The following is a 14,511-nucleotide window of genomic DNA, read 5'->3' on the forward strand; positions in this document are numbered from 1 at the left end:
GCAGCATCTCGACCGCGACGGTGGTGCGGGGCATCTGCATCAGGGACAGGATCCCCTCCTGCATGCGCGCGCCGCCCGCCGCGGAAAACAGCACCAGCGGCTTTTTCATCTGCACGGCACGTTCGGCGGCCGCGATGATGGCGTTGCCGACATACATCCCCATCGAACCAGCCATGAAGCTGAAGTCCTGGGCCGCGGCCACGATGGGCGTGCGGCCGATCTCGCCCTCGGCGACCAGCATGGCCTCTTTCTCGCCCGTGGATTTCTGCGCCGCCTTCATCCGGTCGGGATATTTCTTCTGGTCGCGGAACTGCAGCGGGTCGGTGATCGGCTCGGGGACCTTGACCTCGAGAAAGGCGCCCCCGTCGAACAGCGCGGCAAATCGGTCACGAGGCGTGATCGCCATGTGGTGGTCGCAGTTGGTGCAGACGTTCAGGTTGTCCGTCAGTTCGCGATGGAACAGCATCGTCCCGCATTCAGGGCATTTGGTCCACAGGTTCTCGGGCACTTCGCGGCGCGAGAACAGCGAATTGATGCGCGGGCGGACATAGTTCGTGATCCAGTTCATCGCGGGCGACCTTGGCTGTTTCCCGCCCCAGATAGGCCGCGACGGGGGGAATTGCAATTGCCGGGGCGGGCAGGGATGATGCCCGCCATGTGGGCCACCCTGTTCTTTGTCATGCATACCACGGTGTCGCTGGTGATCATCGCCCGCGTCCTGCTGCGTCCCCGGATCGAGCCCTCGGTCCGTCTGGTCTGGATCATGGTGGTCGAGGCGGTGCCCCTGGTCGGCATCCTGGCCTATCTGCTGTTCGGCGAGGTCCGCATGAACCAGGCCGAGGTCCAGCGCATGGCCGACGTGCGCGACCGGCTGACGGGCCTGCGGACGCCGGTCCCTGCCGTTTTGGCCGAAGCGCCCGACCCGGCAGGTCCCGTCATCGCCGCCAACAGCGCCGTAGGCGGCATGGTCGCGCTGTCCGGCAACCGCCTGCACCTTCTGGAAGAGTCGGACGCCGCCATCGACCGGCTGGTGGATGCAATCGAGCGTGCGGTCGATCATGTGCATGTGCTGTTCTATATCTGGCTGCCCGACGCCAGCGGCACCAAGATTGCCGAGGCGATCATGCGGGCCGAGGCGCGGGGGGTGCAGTGCCGGGTGATCGTCGATGCGCTGGGGTCGCGCACGCTGGTGCGATCGGAACTGTGGGAGCGGATGCAGCAGGCCGGTGCGGAATGCGTGACGGCCTTTCCCTGGGGATTGCCCTTCATCAGCATCCTGTTTCAAAGGCTGGATCTGCGCAACCATCGCAAGATCATGGTGGTGGACAACCGCATCGCCTTTACCGGCAGCCGCAACTGCGCCGACATGGCCTTTGCAATCAAGGCGCGCTTTGGTCCTTGGGTCGATATCCTCGTATCGGTCGAAGGTCCGGCGGTCCGGCAGCTGCAGGCGGTCTTTCTGGGCGACTGGATGAGCTATACGGGCCGCGACCTGGGGCCGATGCTTCAGCCGGTCGAGGCGGTGGCCGATCCCGGCGTCGTGACGCAGGTGGTGGCGACAGGTCCGGACCGGCGGGCAGGCAGCGTGTCCGACTGTCTGGCGGGGATGCTGCATGCGGCGCGCGACCGGGTGGTGATCACCACCCCCTATTACGTTCCGGACGCGGCGCTGGACGCGGCCATCCGCGCGGCGGCGCGGCGGGGTGTTCATGTGACGATGATCCTGCCTGCCCGCAACGACAGCCTGATCGTCGGCGCCACCAGCCAAGGCTTTTACTACGGCCTGATCGAGGCCGGGGTGCGGCTGATGCTGTTCCGGGACGGGCTGCTGCATTCCAAGATCATGACCATCGACGGCCGCATGGCGATGATTGGCAGCGCCAATCTGGACCGGCGCAGCTTCGAGCTGAACTACGAAGTCAACATGGCCGTCTTTGACCGCGAGTTCGTCGGGCATCTGGACGAACGCCAGCAAAGCTATGTCGCGCGTTCGGACGAGGTCGTGCTGAACGAGGTCCGCAACTGGAGCGCCTGGCGTCGGGTGCGCAACAACCTGCTGGCGCTGGCGTCTCCACTGTTGTGATCAAAGGGGCAGGGCGGTCGTGAACTTGGTCTGGCGCAGGACGAAATGCGTCACCGTGCTGCGGATGATCCCAAGCGGCAACATGCGGCGCATCAGGAAATGTTCCAAACCATCTGGATCGGCGGCAACGATCTTCAGTTGGTAATCCGACGTGCCGGTGATCGTCGCGCATTCCAGGATCTGCTCCTCGGTCTGCACGAAACGGTCGAAGCGGGCCAGCATCGCCTCGGTATGATCCAGCAGCGAGACCTGGACATAAGCCATCGCGTGCAGCCCGGCCTTTGCAGGGTCGACCAGCGCCACCTGGCGCTGGATCACCCTGTCCTCGATCATGCGGCGCAGGCGGCGCCACGCAGGCGAACTGGACAGGCCCGCGGCTTCGGCCAGTTCTTGCACCGACAGGGTGGCGTCCTGCTGCAGCAGGCGCAGGATACGGCGGTCCGTGTCGTCAAGTGGCGGCATGTCCTGCCCCTTCTGGCCGCCTGAGCGGAATGATTTTCCCCATAGAATGCACATTCCCCCTTATCAGGCAAAATCTTCCGCACGGCCGGGATAATCTGGATCTGTTGGGAAGGAGGACCCGCCATGTCGAAATCAACGGAATACCAGGCCAAACACCCTGATGAACGGGGCCATATCATTTACGATGAGAACGAAAATGCCGTTTGGCGCGATCTGGTGGCCCAGCAACTGCCGGCAGTGCGCCGCCACATGGCCGTACCCTATCTGCGCGGGCTGGACCTGCTGGACCTGCCACGGGACCGGGTGCCGCAATGTCCCGATGTGTCCGAAACGCTGGGCCGGCTGACAGGCTGGCGTGTCGAGCCCGTTCCCGCCCTGATCGGCTTCGGCCGCTTTTTCGGGATGCTGGCGGATCGTGCCTTTCCTGCCGCCAGCTTTATCCGGATGCGCAAGCACTTCGACTATATCGAGGAGCCAGACATCTTTCACGAGATCTTCGGCCACACGCCCCTGTTGACCGACCCGGCCTTTGCGGCCTTCAGCCAGGCCATCGGCGAGGCCGGAACCCGCTGCAGCAAGGCGGATTACAGCTGGCTCATCCGCCTTTACTGGTTCTCGATCGAGTTCGGGCTGATGCAGGAAGGCGGCAGGTTGAAGGCGCTGGGCTCGGGGCTGGCCAGTTCGGTGACGGAACTGCCCTGGTCCATTTCGGATCGGCCGGAGCATCGTGCCTTTGACGTGATCGACATCCTGCGCACGCCTTACCGCATCGACATCCACCAGCCGGTCTATTTCGTGATCGATGATCTGGACAATCTCTTTGCCGCTGCCCGCCGCGATCTGCTGGGCGATGTTGCGCAGGCGCGCGCCATGGGGTTGCATGACCCCAAGTACCCGCCCAAGGCCGCATAAGGAGAGCAGACCATGAGCAGCAACGAATTGGCAAATGCCACCTGCGAGCCCTGCCAGGGCGGCATCGCTCCCCTGGCCCTGGACGAAGCGCGACAGATGATGCGGGAACTGACCGGCTGGACCCTTGCCCCTACGGGCAAGGACATCAGCCGCCGCTTCGAGTTCAGGGGCTTTGCCAAGGCCGTCGAGATGGCGAACTTGGCCGCCTGGCTGGGCAACAAGCAGGGCCATCATCCCGACATTGCATTCGGATGGGGTTATTGCACCGTCACCTTCACCACGCACGAGGCGGGCGGATTGACGCGCAACGATTTCATCTGCGCGGCCCGGCTGGATGCGCTGGTCGCCTGAAAATGGGTGATTTTGTCTGACGCGGATCGCTCCAAGGTTGTTTCGAGGAATGTCCCGGTTTATTCCTGAACGGCAATCATTCGGGAGCGGACGCATGAAGGACTGCCACCTGCCTTCGGCCTTGCCGGAATGCCCTGTCGCGTTCCGATGCGCGCGTCCTTCGACGCGCGGGGGGTGACAATGGCGCGACGGCAGGACAGTTGGGCGTCCAGGCGCATTCGGGCTGCGGCAGCACGCCAGTGGCGGGGAATGGCATCCGAACTGACCGGCAGGCCCTTTCCCGTCTCCAGCAGCCTGCGCGACGAGGCGCGGGACCTGCAGCAGGTCTTGGGCCGTTTTCTGAATGTGGCAGGCAGCCACGGGAGGGCGGGACAGGATTCGTTGAACCGGATGGACCTGCCCGCGGGCACCGACTGGCGCTGGCGCCCACAGGTCATGTGCATGTGCGGCAACCACCTGGGGCTTGTGGGTCCGACCAATGGCAGCTGGCTGTCCGATGAGGTGGCGCTGTTTCATGACTGCGCAGCCCGGGCGATGATCCTGCGTCAGGTCCGCAACCGCCGGGCCACCGATTTGTCCAAATATGGGCTGGCGCTGGAGGTCATGGGTTTCACGGGCAGCTTTCTGTCCTTTTCGCTGACCTTGCCGCCGGCTGCGCTGGCCGGACTGGACAAGCATCACATCCTGCGGATGGAGTCGATCCTGCAGGCCGAACGGCGCATTGCCGTCTATGCCCGGCTGAACATCCAGCAGGGTCCGAACATCGAGACGATCCTGCGGCAGATGGGCCACCCGATCGAAGGGGGGCATTGCCCCCGCGTGATCGAGTTCGACCTCGGCTATGCCCAATTGTCGCAGCGTGCAGTCGAAAAGGCCTGGGTGGACGTGATTTTCGAAGCGCCGTTCATGAATGCCGTTGTCTTGCGGGACGTCATTCTGTCTCGCCATCCCCGCGCCCAGATCTGAAGGAGCGACGATGCCGCATTTCGAACATCTGGGAATTAAAGGCGGGCGGTGGCGCGGGCGCCTGCACGATCTGTCGGCGGAACCGCTCCGCGTGGTCGTGGTCCAGCATGGCGAGGTGGTCTGCGACGCGCGCCTGTTGCCCGAAGAGGGTTCCTGCCTTGTCGAGGCGGACCTGCCGGGCCATGTCCTTTGCGAGGGGATGCAAACCCTGCTGCTGCGGGTCGACGGGAGAGGCGACGGGGGCGAGCCTCCGACCGAAGGCGAAGTTCTGGCGCGGCTGCCGTTGCTGACGGGCCGGCCGCTGGATGATGATCTGCTGGCCGAGATCACGGCCCTTCGCGCCGAGCTTGAGCTGGTCAAACGGGAACTGCGCCGTTTTGCCGCCGATCACGCCGGAAGATCGCCGGCCTAATAACAGGCCGGGCCGCGGTTCGCGGACACCGGCAGTCACGTCACCTGTCTGTCATGCTTCCTTGCGAAAAGCGGGGGACGTGGCTATATCGGCGGCTTCGTGACGATGCCCTGATTGGTGCCATCCGACGCCCCTTGGCCCGACCCAGATCCGGAAGGTTTTTTCCCATGACCGCGTTGCCGACGCCCCATTACCTGATCGACATGTCCAAGCTGCGCGCGAACATGGAGAAGGTGGCGTGGCTGCGCGAGGCGTCGGGGGCCAAGGCCCTGCTGGCGCTGAAATGTTTCGCGACATGGTCGGTCTTTGACCTGATGCGCGACTATATGGATGGCACGACCTCGTCGTCGCTGTTCGAATTGCGCCTGGGACACGAGACATTCGGCAAGGAAACGCATGCCTATTCCGTGGCTTGGGCAGATCACGAGATCGACGAGGCCGTGTCCTATGCCGACAAGATCATCTTCAACAGCCTGTCGCAGCTGGACCGCTTTGCGGACCGTGCGCAGGGCATTGCCACCGGACTGCGGCTGAACCCGCGGTTTTCCACCAGCGGCTTTGATCTGGCTGATCCGGCCCGGCCTTTCTCGCGTCTGGGGGAATGGGACATGGACCGGTTGACGCAGGCCCTGGACCGCATCAACGGCGTGATGATCCATTACAATTGCGAGAACGGGGATTTCGACCTTTTCGACCGGCAGTTGACGCGGATCGAGACCGAGTTCGGCGGCCTGCTGAAGAGGCTGGACTGGGTGTCCTTGGGAGGCGGCATCCATTTCACCGGCGAAGGCTATCCGCTGGAGCGTCTGGCCGACCGTCTGAAGGCCTTTCAGGACCGTTTCGGCGTCCAGGCCTTCCTGGAACCCGGCGAGGCCAGCATCACCAGGACGACGACGCTGGAAGTCTCGGTTCTGGACATCCTCGACAACGGCAAGCGGATCGCCGTCGTGGACAGCAGCACCGAGGCCCACATGCTGGACCTGCTGATCTATCGCGAGGACGCCAAGCTGCCGCAGTCGGGCGATCATGCCTATCAGGTGGCGGGCAAGACCTGCCTTGCGGGCGACATCTTTGGCGAGGCCCGGTTCGCGCAGCCGCTGGCCATCGGCGACCGGATCAGTATCCAGGATGCCGCCGGCTACACGATGGTCAAGAAGAACTGGTTCAACGGCGTCGCGATGCCTTCCATCGCGATCCGGGACGAGGACGGCAGCATCCGCACCGCCCGCAGTTTTTCCTTTGACGATTACAAAGGCAGCCTGTCCTGAAGGCCACCCACCCTTTGCAGCCCCTCGACCAGGAGACAGAATTGGCGAAAAAGAACGTGCTCATCATCGGCGCCGGAGGCGTGGCGCAGGTCACGGCCCACAAGATTGCCCAATGGGCGGCCGAGTTCGGCGATCTGCACATCGCGAACCGGACCCAGGCCAAGGCCGATGCGATCATCCAGTCCCTGCGCGACAAGGGGCATGACCTGCCTTTTGCCAGCCACGCGCTGGATGCGATGGACGCGGACGCGGTCGAGGCGCTGATCCGCAAGGTTGACGCGGGCATCGTCATCAACGTGGGCACGGCCTTCATCAACATGACCGTTCTGGAAGGCTGCATCCGCACGGGCGCCGCTTATATCGACACGGCCATCCATGAAGACCCTTCAAAGGTCTGCGAGACACCGCCCTGGTACGGCAACTACGAATGGAAGCGGCGCGAGGATGCGGCCCGTGCGGGCGTCACCGCCGTTCTGGGGGCGGGCTTCGATCCGGGCGTGGTGAACGCCTATGCCCGCCTCGCCGAGGACGAATATTTCGACAAGATCGACAGCATCGACATCGTGGACATCAACGCGGGCAGCCATGGCCGCTGGTTCGCCACGAACTTCGACCCCGAGATCAACTTTCGCGAGTTCACGGGCACGGTCTATTCCTGGCAAAAGGGTGCGTGGCAGGAAAACCGCATGTTCGAGGTCGGCCGCGAATGGGACCTGCCCGTTGTCGGCAAGCGCACGGCCTATCTGTCGGGCCATGACGAGGTTCACAGCCTGTCGGCCCGCTATCCGCAAGCCGATGTCCGGTTCTGGATGGGTTTTGGTGAGCATTACATCAACGTCTTCACCGTCCTGCAAAAGCTGGGCCTGTTGTCGGAACAGCCGGTGACCCTGGACAACGGTCAGCAGGTCGTGCCGCTGAAGGTCGTCAAGTCGGTGCTGCCCGATCCGGCCAGCCTGGCGCCTGATTACGAAGGCAAGACCTGTATCGGCGACCTGGTCAAAGGGACCCGCGACGGCAAGCCGGCGGAGGTCTTCATCTACAACGTGGCCGACCACAAGGAAGCGTACCAGGAGGTGGGCAGCCAGGGCATCAGCTATACTGCGGGCGTGCCCCCGGTGGCGGCGGCCATCCTGATCGCGCGCGGACCTTGGGACGTGCGCAAGATGGCCAATATTGAGGAACTGCCCGCGCGTCCGTTCCTGGAACTGCTGGGCGAGATGGGCCTGCCAACCCGCGTGATCGACGCTTCGGGCGATCATCCCGTCTGAGGCTGCCAAGCCTGATCTGCATTGCACCCGTGAACGGGCCGGAACATCCGGTCCGTTCTTTGCGTTCGGCACCGAACAATGGCGCTGTCAACGTCGGGGGACGCGCGGCGCATATCGGGGGTCGACATGCCAGGTCCTGAGGGCCCAAACTTTCCGCGCTTCGGCACTGGCCAAGGCAATTCCGTCAGGATGGCCAACTGGGCCGTCATCGGGATCTTCATGATCTTGGCCTTTTCGGCCATCGCCGCAGGGCGCGATTTCCTGATGCCGGTGACGATGGCAATCCTGCTGTTCTTTGTCTTCACGCCGCTGCGCCGGTTCGCGGAACGCCGGGGTGTGCCCGATGCCCTGACCGCCTTGGGGATCACCCTGTCGATCCTGTTGGCGGTTGCGGTCATTGCCTATGCCGCCAGCGGGCCGCTCAGCCGCGCCATGAACAACATGCCGGTCATTGCCCAGCAGCTCCAAACCAAGTTCGACAGCGTGCAGGACAGCTTGGCAGACCTGCGCGATGCCGCCCGCCGCATCGAGGAGGCACAGGAAGCCGCCCCCGAAGAGCCCGGACAGCCGACGATCCGGGTCGAGCAGAACAGCGAAACCACATTGGGCACGGTGATGAAGGCCACGCCCCTGATGCTGGGGCAGGTAGTTCTGACGCTGATCCTTCTGTTCTTCATGATCGCTTCGGGGGACCTGCTTTACCTGAAGATCGTGCAAAGCTTTGACCGGATGCGCGACAAGCGCGCAGCCTATCTGGCACTGCGCGGGATCGAGGATTCGCTGGGCAATTATCTGGGGGCCATCACCATCATCAATGCAGGGCTGGGCCTTTGCATCGGCTTGGCGATGTGGGCTTGGGGCATGCCCGGTGCGCTGCTGTTCGGGATCGGGGCGTTCGTGCTGAACTTCATCCCTTACCTGGGTGCCATCGCTGGCGTTGGGATTGCGGCGCTGGTGGCGTTGGTCGTCATGCCGGGACTGTTCTGGCCGGCGATGGTGGCATTGACCTATCTGGGCCTGACCTCGTTGGAAGGGCAGATCATCACGCCTTATTTCGTGTCGCGCCGCTTGCAGATGAACACGGTGGTTGTCTTTCTGGCGGTGGCCTTGTGGGCTTGGCTGTGGTCGGTCATCGGCATGGTCATTGCCGTACCCGTCCTGGTCGTGATGCGTGTGCTGGCCGAGCATGTCCCGGGCTGGGAAAAATTCGGCAACTTCCTTGCGGGCGATGAGCCTCCGGCCTTGGAGGACGAGGATCAGGAAGAAGCCCGTGATCTGGTGGAGACAGGGGCCGAAGCCGAGGACGGCAGCACGGCAAGGGCAGTCACTGCCCCCCTGGTCGAGGACGAAGGGCGGGCGACCTGATCCCTGCCTGCTGCTCTATGAAAAATGCGCGGGTCCGATGGCCCGCGCATCTGATTCTGTCACGGTTGTTCAGCCCGCCTGCAGGCTTGGCGCGACCTCGTTGACCGCAGCTTCGATTTGCTGGCACGTCGCTTCGACCGTGCTTCCCCGATTTTCGGAAGCATCGGCCAGTGACAGTTCGGCGTCACCAATGGCAACCGTGCCTGCCGCGCCCTTTTCCTCGGCGGTCGCACCGGCGGCCTCGTCGCCTTCCGGCAGCATGTCCACAAGCTGGGCCTGCGTTGCAACGGCTTCGCCGCCGGTAAAGCCCTGCTGCTGGCAGTATTTCAGAATGCCCAACTGGTTGCGGGCGGCCTCATAGGTTGCGGCGCTGTCAGGGGCGGAAGGGGCCGCGGCCTCCTGCGCAAGGGCTGCAACCGGAGTGCCAAGGCCCAGTGTCAGGGCAACAGCGAGATGGCGGATCATGCGATTTCTCCTTTTCCGTCATGATTGCGCCCGAAGGCACAGGCCGCTGCCTTAGGGCAGCCGGATCCCGATTGCCCGCGCCGATTGCTGTCGGACGCGAGACGGGCAGATCCTTGCCATTTCTGCATGTCCCGGCCCTGTTCGTTGGGCAGGTTCCAGCCATCAATTTAAAACTGTCATCATCTTCGCACACATTGCACAGAGGCCAATGCGCTGAACCGGGAACTGATCACGCCATCATCCACGTTGAGAGGAAACGACAACAGGAGAGCGACCATGTTCACCACTTCCATCAAGGGTCTGATGCTGGGCAGCAAGATCGCGGCAACAGCAACACTTCTTGCAACAATGGCCATGGCCCAGACCACGGCCATCGAGACACCGCAGGGCAATACGGTGGTCGTGCCCGAGGAGGCCCTGACCGAACAATCCTCTGTCGGCGTCATTCTGGAGAATGAATACCCGCTGCTGGAGTCGATCGAGAACAACGAGGCGATTGCCGAAACCCTGATCGCTCAAGGCTACAGCAACGTCGTGATCAGCCGCGAAGGGCCGATCCTGACGGTGACCGCTCAGCGAGGCGGTGTTCCCATCGAACTCGTCTACAGCACCGCGAACGGGCGCCTTGTTTCGGTCGATGGTGTCGAGACGCGTCCCGAGGGCGAAGGATCCTCGGCAAATGACCAGACACAGGCAACTGGCACGAGTTCTGCCGTGGGCGGTGACGATGGCACATCGGATGACGAGTCGGGTGACGAAGGCAGCACAACGGACAGGGATTCCGATGGGGGCGACACCAGTACCGATGGCGGAGACGGCGCGGGCGATGAAGGTGCTGGCGGTGGAGCTGGCGGGGACGGATCAGAGGGCAGCGAAGGATCGGACGGCAGTGATGGCTCCGGTGGCAGCGATGGATCCGACGGCGGTGGTGAGTCTTCGGATGGCAGCGACAGCAACGGCTAACCCTCATCCAGCGATCGGGTCGTGCCTGTCCCGACCCGGTCTTGCAAGTGCGCAGGGACTTGGGACAACGGGCCCCAGCCCCAAGCCTGTTCAGCTACGGCACATGACACAGGAGAACCACGATGACCATCAACCGAGCGTTGTTCAGGAATCGCCTGGCAGGTGCTGCCACCATGGCCATGCTGGCAGCACCTGCTGCTTTCGCACAGGGGACCTTGGATGACCTGCCTTCCACGGATGTCCTTTCCCCTGACATGAGCATGGATGCCATTGCATTTCCTGTCCTTGAGGATGTCACCTCGGACCAAGCCATCATCGACAGCCTTTCTGCGCAGGGCTATAAACGGATCCGGATCATCCGCGAGGGTGAGGGAGTCGTGGTGGCCGCCGAACGGGCCAACATTCCGACCGAAATGCTGTTCAGCGCCACCGATGGCAGGTTGCTGTTGGTTGACGGGATCGAACCGCCCGCCTCCGCCACCAATTGACGGCCAGCAAGTGCATATTGGCTGCCGGCTTCAGGCGGATCATCCCTAGAGCTCTCAGCAAACAAAACACGGTGCGACACGCTTGGCTTCATCTTCTTCGGCGTTTTGCGTAGAATGGTGACAACTGTAACGTCGAACGGGCTGAAGCTCCATTTACCTGCGGCTTGGAAACTTTCATCCTTGGAGTTTGCCCTTGGGCGGAGGGGGGATCAGCGGAGCCGCTGCTGCAGAAGGGGTTGATAGAGTAATACGATCTGCTGGGCCTTGGCATCCCATGTGAACCCGGTCCGTACCTGCGCTCGGGCTGCCTGACCTTTCAAGGGCAGTTCAGACGGATCCTCGATCACGCGGGCCAGCATGTCATGCAGTTGCTTGGTGATCTCCTGACACGATCCGATCGGGATCAGAAAGCCTGTCCTGTCCGACACCAGTTCGCCGGGGCCTGCATAATCCACCACCATCGGCACGACGCCCAGAGCCATCGCTTCGAGCACGACGCCGTCGCCGAACTTGCGGATCGAAGGGAAGGTGAACAGGTTCGCGCGGGACAGGATATCCTGCACCCGCTCGTGCGGCAGGTTGCCATGAAAGGTGACGGCATCTGCGATCTGCAGATCGGTGACCTGGCTGCGCAGTGCGTCCAGCATCGGACCGTCCCCGATCATGTCCCGCACCAGTCGGCCAAAACGTACGCAGGATGCGATGGCGTCCAGCAAATATGCAGGCCTTGTAAGGCACCAATTGGCCCACAAAAGCATGCCCGCAGTGGACCCGATACATCCTGCGGCGCCACCAGATTGAAACGGGCGGGATCAATGGCGTTTTTCCGGCGGCCAGACAACCTTGTCCTGATATGCTTGCGGAATTTCGTTCGCCGTATGGCGCGATCCGGCAACGATCAGGACGATGGCCAGCATGCATCGATGCTGAGGATTGAGCTTGTATGCCCCGTGTACATAAGAAAGCCATTCGCGTTCGCGTTCGCGTTCGCGCCGACGCCCGGCCTCGAAGCCTGCAGGCCAAGGCCCTCCGCCACTCAAGGGGTCCATCAAGCAGGGAACGCCTGAGGCCGCCACCTTTGCGGCAATGGGCGAGACGGTCGTGGGCGACAAGGGGTGATGCGGTGGACGATGTCATATTCCCCCGCGCGGATCCGGGGGCCGAAGTGCTGCCACACCAGCCGCTCGAAATAGGGATAGCTCAGCGCGGCCACGGCCTTGACCATAGTCTAGCCCTTGCCCATCCGCAGCAATTCGGCCAGTCGGTACATGGGCGCAGCCACCGCCTCGCTGTCGATTGCGGTGAAATCCGTTCCCTCCGTCAGTCCTGCGCGCAAGAACGCGTCGCGGTTGCGCTGCTGGGTCACAATATGCACGTCTGCGTGCCGTCGCAGTGCCGAGGCCAGCGACCAGCCTACCAGCGGCACGGACACCCATTCCGGGTTGGCAGCTTCGGCAATGGCAAGGACGCGCGGTCGAATCGAGGTCATGAAAGGCTTTCCGGCAAGGTGATGAAGCGGGCTTGCAGGCGCCGCAGAATGAAACATGGAAAGGATAATCGCTGAGGCGACACGTTGTCCATGATCGCCCGAAGTCCGATCAGTCCGGAAGCTCGGCAAAATAATCGGGCCGCAGGCTGGTCAACTGCTTGCCCAGCAGGATCGACTGGGACAGGTGGTCCTGCATCCGGTCTGCGGCCTCATCTGGCGTTCGCGCCATGATGGCATGCATAACAGCCTGGTGATCGGACAGGATCTGCCGGACCTTGGCAGGCTGCATCAGGTGGAGCGCGCGCAGCCGGTCGATGTGACCGCTTTCGCGCCGGATGACGCGGTGGATCGCTTCCAGCCCGGCATGGCGGAACAGCGCGTGGTGAAAGGCCAGGTCCAGCCGGGAAAAGCCGGTCAGATCGCCCCGTTCTGCGCGCTCCTCCTGCGCGGCCAGCAGGTGTTCCAGTTCCAGTCCCAGATCATCGGGCGGGTTCAGGGCCAGCTTTCGGACGACTTCCGTCTCGACGGCGCTGCGCATGAAATGGACCTGCCGCGCATGGTTCAGGTCGATCAGGCTGACTGAGGTGCGCGCCTGCGGGTGAATGACCACCAGACCCTCCTCCTGCAATCGCAGCAGGGCATCGCGCAGTGGCGTGGAACTGATGCCGTAGCGGGCGCCAAGATCGACCCGCGACAGGGCGCTTCCGGGGGGCAGTTCAAGCGCCAGGATGCGCCCCCGCAGATCTTCGACGATATCCGTTCCGCCCGTCTGGATGATCATGAAGTGTCCCGATTGCTCATGTTCTGCTGTTCGTGAATGAACCCTTCCTGACGCGCAAGCCGGGGATCGTCCGCCTCGCGATCGAACAGTTCCGGGCGCGCGTCCAGTTGTTCTTCCATGAAGTTCAGAGAGCCCGCGACATGGCTGCGCATCAACGCTTCGGCGCGGTCAGCCTCGCCCTTGCTGATCACGTCAAGGATTTCCAGATGCTGTGACAAGGGAACGGTGACTCCGCCCCGCGAATTGCCCTGGATGAACCGGACGCGGTCCAGATGGCCCTTCTTGGCATGAATGACCCCCCATAATTCTGACAGGCCCGCGGCTTCGAACAAGGCTTCGTGGAACTGGTCGTCCAGCAGGATGAACCCTGCCTGGTCATTGCGCGCGGCTAGGATCCTTTGTTCCGTCAGCAGCGTGGCACATCGGGTCAGATCAGGCCCGGGCTGCTGAGCCAAAAGGCGAATCACCGGGATTTCGAGGTTCACCCGGAGAAAATGCGCCAGCCGGACCGCACGCGGCGATATCCCTGCCACAAAGGTTCCGTGCTGTGGTGCAACCGTGACAAGCCCGTGTTCGGCCAGTCGCAAGATGGCCTCCCGAAAGGGCGTGCGGCTGACGCCGAAACGTTCGCACAACTCCTTTTCCGGCAGCGCCTCGTTGGGTTTCAGCTCAAGCGTGACAATCATGTGGCGCAGGGCGTCGTGAATGACCTCGGCGCGGGATCGCTTTCGACGAGGATGCGGCATCGGTGTCCTCCTGTTCAGGTTTCAGCCCTCTGCTCCTGATCTGTGACAAGGCGCAGGCCGCGTCCAGCCTTACCGTATCAAAGGCACTTGCTTCAAACCTTCAAATATACTAGTGCATCAAAAGGGAGAAGCGCCAGTTGATGGCTGTTGGAGGAAAGATCGAATGAAATTGTCCATTCTTGTCGTCGCGGCGATCGCATCGACCAGCCTGTCGCCGATGAGTGCGCTGGCGCAGACCGACTGGCCGCAACGCACGGTCAACGTGATCATCGGCGCCAGCCCGGGCGGCGACACCGATTTCAATGCCCGCACCATGGCGCGCTATTTCGAAGAGATTACCGGCACCGGCATGGTCATCACCAACATGCCCGGTGGCGGCGCAACCATTGCGACCTCGGCCGTTCGCGATGCCGATCCTGATGGCTACACGATGCTGTTCGGCCATACCGGCCACCTGATCGTGACCGAAGTGTCGGGTCTGGCCGATTACGG

19 protein-coding genes are annotated in these 14,511 nt (G+C 62.9%); 11 read left to right on the plus strand and 8 right to left on the minus strand.

Features of this window, described 5'->3' with window-relative positions:
• Positions 1-568: acetyl-CoA carboxylase carboxyltransferase subunit beta (locus ACLHHB_RS10235; RefSeq protein ID WP_410218183.1), on the minus strand; the 568-nt coding region annotated here is incomplete at its 3' end.
• Between the two features lie 87 nt (positions 569-655).
• Here ACLHHB_RS10235 and cls point away from each other — a divergent pair.
• Positions 656-2,083: a cardiolipin synthase gene (gene cls, locus ACLHHB_RS10240; protein ID WP_410218184.1), complete on the plus strand. Its 1,428-nt coding sequence runs from the start codon at positions 656-658 to the stop codon at positions 2,081-2,083.
• Here cls and ACLHHB_RS10245 read toward each other — a convergent pair whose 3' ends face one another.
• Positions 2,084-2,545: an Lrp/AsnC family transcriptional regulator gene (locus ACLHHB_RS10245; RefSeq protein WP_410218185.1), complete on the minus strand. Its 462-nt coding sequence runs from the start codon at positions 2,543-2,545 to the stop codon at positions 2,084-2,086.
• Positions 2,546-2,668: 123 nt separating this feature from the next.
• Between ACLHHB_RS10245 and ACLHHB_RS10250 the strand changes: the two genes are divergently transcribed.
• The 7 genes from ACLHHB_RS10250 to ACLHHB_RS10280 all read left to right on the plus strand — a co-directional run bounded on the left by ACLHHB_RS10250 (position 2,669) and on the right by ACLHHB_RS10280 (position 9,087).
• Positions 2,669-3,457, plus strand: coding sequence for a phenylalanine 4-monooxygenase (locus ACLHHB_RS10250; protein WP_410218186.1), 789 nt, complete (start codon positions 2,669-2,671; stop codon positions 3,455-3,457).
• A 12-nt stretch (positions 3,458-3,469) separates the two neighbouring features.
• Positions 3,470-3,808, plus strand: a complete 339-nt coding sequence (locus ACLHHB_RS10255) for a 4a-hydroxytetrahydrobiopterin dehydratase (protein WP_410218187.1) — start codon at positions 3,470-3,472, stop codon at positions 3,806-3,808.
• Between the two features lie 180 nt (positions 3,809-3,988).
• The gene (locus ACLHHB_RS10260; protein ID WP_410218188.1) at positions 3,989-4,774 is read left to right on the plus strand and encodes a DUF6478 family protein; all 786 of its coding nucleotides are present in this window, start codon (positions 3,989-3,991) and stop codon (positions 4,772-4,774) included.
• 10 nt (positions 4,775-4,784) lie between these two features.
• On the plus strand, positions 4,785-5,186 hold the full coding sequence (locus tag ACLHHB_RS10265; RefSeq protein WP_410218189.1) for a hypothetical protein: 402 nt from the start codon (positions 4,785-4,787) through the stop codon (positions 5,184-5,186).
• A 167-nt stretch (positions 5,187-5,353) separates the two neighbouring features.
• A complete protein-coding gene (locus ACLHHB_RS10270) occupies positions 5,354-6,454 on the plus strand; it encodes a carboxynorspermidine decarboxylase (protein WP_410218190.1) in 1,101 nt (366 codons plus the stop codon).
• A 41-nt stretch (positions 6,455-6,495) separates the two neighbouring features.
• Positions 6,496-7,722 carry a saccharopine dehydrogenase family protein gene (locus ACLHHB_RS10275; RefSeq protein WP_410218191.1) on the plus strand — a complete coding sequence of 409 codons (1,227 nt, stop codon included), beginning with the start codon at positions 6,496-6,498 and terminating at the stop codon, positions 7,720-7,722.
• Positions 7,723-7,911: 189 nt separating this feature from the next.
• On the plus strand, positions 7,912-9,087 hold the full coding sequence (locus ACLHHB_RS10280) for an AI-2E family transporter (protein ID WP_410218192.1): 1,176 nt from the start codon (positions 7,912-7,914) through the stop codon (positions 9,085-9,087).
• Positions 9,088-9,156: 69 nt separating this feature from the next.
• On the opposite strand, the gene ACLHHB_RS10285 is transcribed toward ACLHHB_RS10280, so the two are convergent.
• A complete protein-coding gene (locus tag ACLHHB_RS10285; protein ID WP_410218193.1) occupies positions 9,157-9,552 on the minus strand; it encodes a pore-forming ESAT-6 family protein in 396 nt (131 codons plus the stop codon).
• Positions 9,553-9,828: 276 nt separating this feature from the next.
• Here ACLHHB_RS10285 and ACLHHB_RS10290 point away from each other — a divergent pair, with 276 nt between their 5' ends.
• Both ACLHHB_RS10290 and ACLHHB_RS10295 read left to right on the plus strand, forming a co-directional pair.
• Entirely contained in the window at positions 9,829-10,515 is a 687-nt protein-coding gene (locus tag ACLHHB_RS10290) for a hypothetical protein (RefSeq protein ID WP_410218194.1), read from the plus strand.
• Between the two features lie 122 nt (positions 10,516-10,637).
• Positions 10,638-11,003 (plus strand): hypothetical protein, encoded by a 366-nt coding sequence (locus tag ACLHHB_RS10295; protein ID WP_410218195.1) that lies wholly within the window; start codon positions 10,638-10,640, stop codon positions 11,001-11,003.
• A 209-nt stretch (positions 11,004-11,212) separates the two neighbouring features.
• On the opposite strand, the gene ACLHHB_RS10300 is transcribed toward ACLHHB_RS10295, so the two are convergent.
• The 5 genes from ACLHHB_RS10300 to ACLHHB_RS10320 form a co-directional block, all read right to left on the minus strand.
• Entirely contained in the window at positions 11,213-11,719 is a 507-nt protein-coding gene (locus tag ACLHHB_RS10300) for a glycosyltransferase family 4 protein (protein WP_410218196.1), read from the minus strand.
• A gap of 96 nt (positions 11,720-11,815) precedes the next feature.
• The gene (locus ACLHHB_RS10305) at positions 11,816-12,055 is read right to left on the minus strand and encodes a hypothetical protein (protein ID WP_410218197.1); all 240 of its coding nucleotides are present in this window, start codon (positions 12,053-12,055) and stop codon (positions 11,816-11,818) included.
• A gap of 176 nt (positions 12,056-12,231) precedes the next feature.
• On the minus strand, positions 12,232-12,492 hold the full coding sequence (locus ACLHHB_RS10310; protein WP_410218198.1) for a hypothetical protein: 261 nt from the start codon (positions 12,490-12,492) through the stop codon (positions 12,232-12,234).
• Between the two features lie 109 nt (positions 12,493-12,601).
• Positions 12,602-13,273: a GntR family transcriptional regulator gene (locus ACLHHB_RS10315; RefSeq protein WP_410218199.1), complete on the minus strand. Its 672-nt coding sequence runs from the start codon at positions 13,271-13,273 to the stop codon at positions 12,602-12,604.
• On the minus strand, positions 13,270-14,019 hold the full coding sequence (locus ACLHHB_RS10320; protein WP_410218200.1) for a GntR family transcriptional regulator: 750 nt from the start codon (positions 14,017-14,019) through the stop codon (positions 13,270-13,272). Before ACLHHB_RS10320 ends, ACLHHB_RS10315 begins: the two co-directional genes overlap by 4 nt.
• Positions 14,020-14,182: 163 nt before the next feature.
• On the opposite strand from ACLHHB_RS10320, the gene ACLHHB_RS10325 reads away from it, so the two are divergent.
• A partial coding sequence (locus ACLHHB_RS10325) for a Bug family tripartite tricarboxylate transporter substrate binding protein (RefSeq protein WP_410218201.1) occupies positions 14,183-14,511 on the plus strand: 329 nt, incomplete at its 3' end.

Origin of the sequence: Paracoccus sp. (in: a-proteobacteria) (assembly GCF_046462195.1) — a bacterium.
Lineage (GTDB): Bacteria > Pseudomonadota > Alphaproteobacteria > Rhodobacterales > Rhodobacteraceae > Paracoccus.

Excerpts from the sequence above, each read along its gene's own strand:
- ACLHHB_RS10315 (WP_410218199.1), bottom strand. The coding sequence starts at position 13,273 with ATGATCATCCAGACGGGCGGAACGGATATCGTCGAAGATCTGCGGGGG.
- cls (WP_410218184.1), top strand. The coding sequence starts at position 656 with ATGTGGGCCACCCTGTTCTTTGTCATGCATACCACGGTGTCGCTGGTG.
- ACLHHB_RS10245 (WP_410218185.1), bottom strand. The coding sequence starts at position 2,545 with ATGCCGCCACTTGACGACACGGACCGCCGTATCCTGCGCCTGCTGCAG.
- ACLHHB_RS10280 (WP_410218192.1), top strand. The coding sequence starts at position 7,912 with ATGGCCAACTGGGCCGTCATCGGGATCTTCATGATCTTGGCCTTTTCG.
- ACLHHB_RS10265 (WP_410218189.1), top strand. The coding sequence starts at position 4,785 with ATGCCGCATTTCGAACATCTGGGAATTAAAGGCGGGCGGTGGCGCGGG.
- ACLHHB_RS10290 (WP_410218194.1), top strand. The coding sequence starts at position 9,829 with ATGTTCACCACTTCCATCAAGGGTCTGATGCTGGGCAGCAAGATCGCG.
- ACLHHB_RS10250 (WP_410218186.1), top strand. The coding sequence starts at position 2,669 with ATGTCGAAATCAACGGAATACCAGGCCAAACACCCTGATGAACGGGGC.
- ACLHHB_RS10310 (WP_410218198.1), bottom strand. The coding sequence starts at position 12,492 with ATGACCTCGATTCGACCGCGCGTCCTTGCCATTGCCGAAGCTGCCAAC.
- ACLHHB_RS10320 (WP_410218200.1), bottom strand. The coding sequence starts at position 14,019 with ATGCCGCATCCTCGTCGAAAGCGATCCCGCGCCGAGGTCATTCACGAC.
- ACLHHB_RS10295 (WP_410218195.1), top strand. The coding sequence starts at position 10,638 with ATGACCATCAACCGAGCGTTGTTCAGGAATCGCCTGGCAGGTGCTGCC.
- ACLHHB_RS10285 (WP_410218193.1), bottom strand. The coding sequence starts at position 9,552 with ATGATCCGCCATCTCGCTGTTGCCCTGACACTGGGCCTTGGCACTCCG.
- ACLHHB_RS10255 (WP_410218187.1), top strand. The coding sequence starts at position 3,470 with ATGAGCAGCAACGAATTGGCAAATGCCACCTGCGAGCCCTGCCAGGGC.
- ACLHHB_RS10260 (WP_410218188.1), top strand. The coding sequence starts at position 3,989 with ATGGCGCGACGGCAGGACAGTTGGGCGTCCAGGCGCATTCGGGCTGCG.
- ACLHHB_RS10270 (WP_410218190.1), top strand. The coding sequence starts at position 5,354 with ATGACCGCGTTGCCGACGCCCCATTACCTGATCGACATGTCCAAGCTG.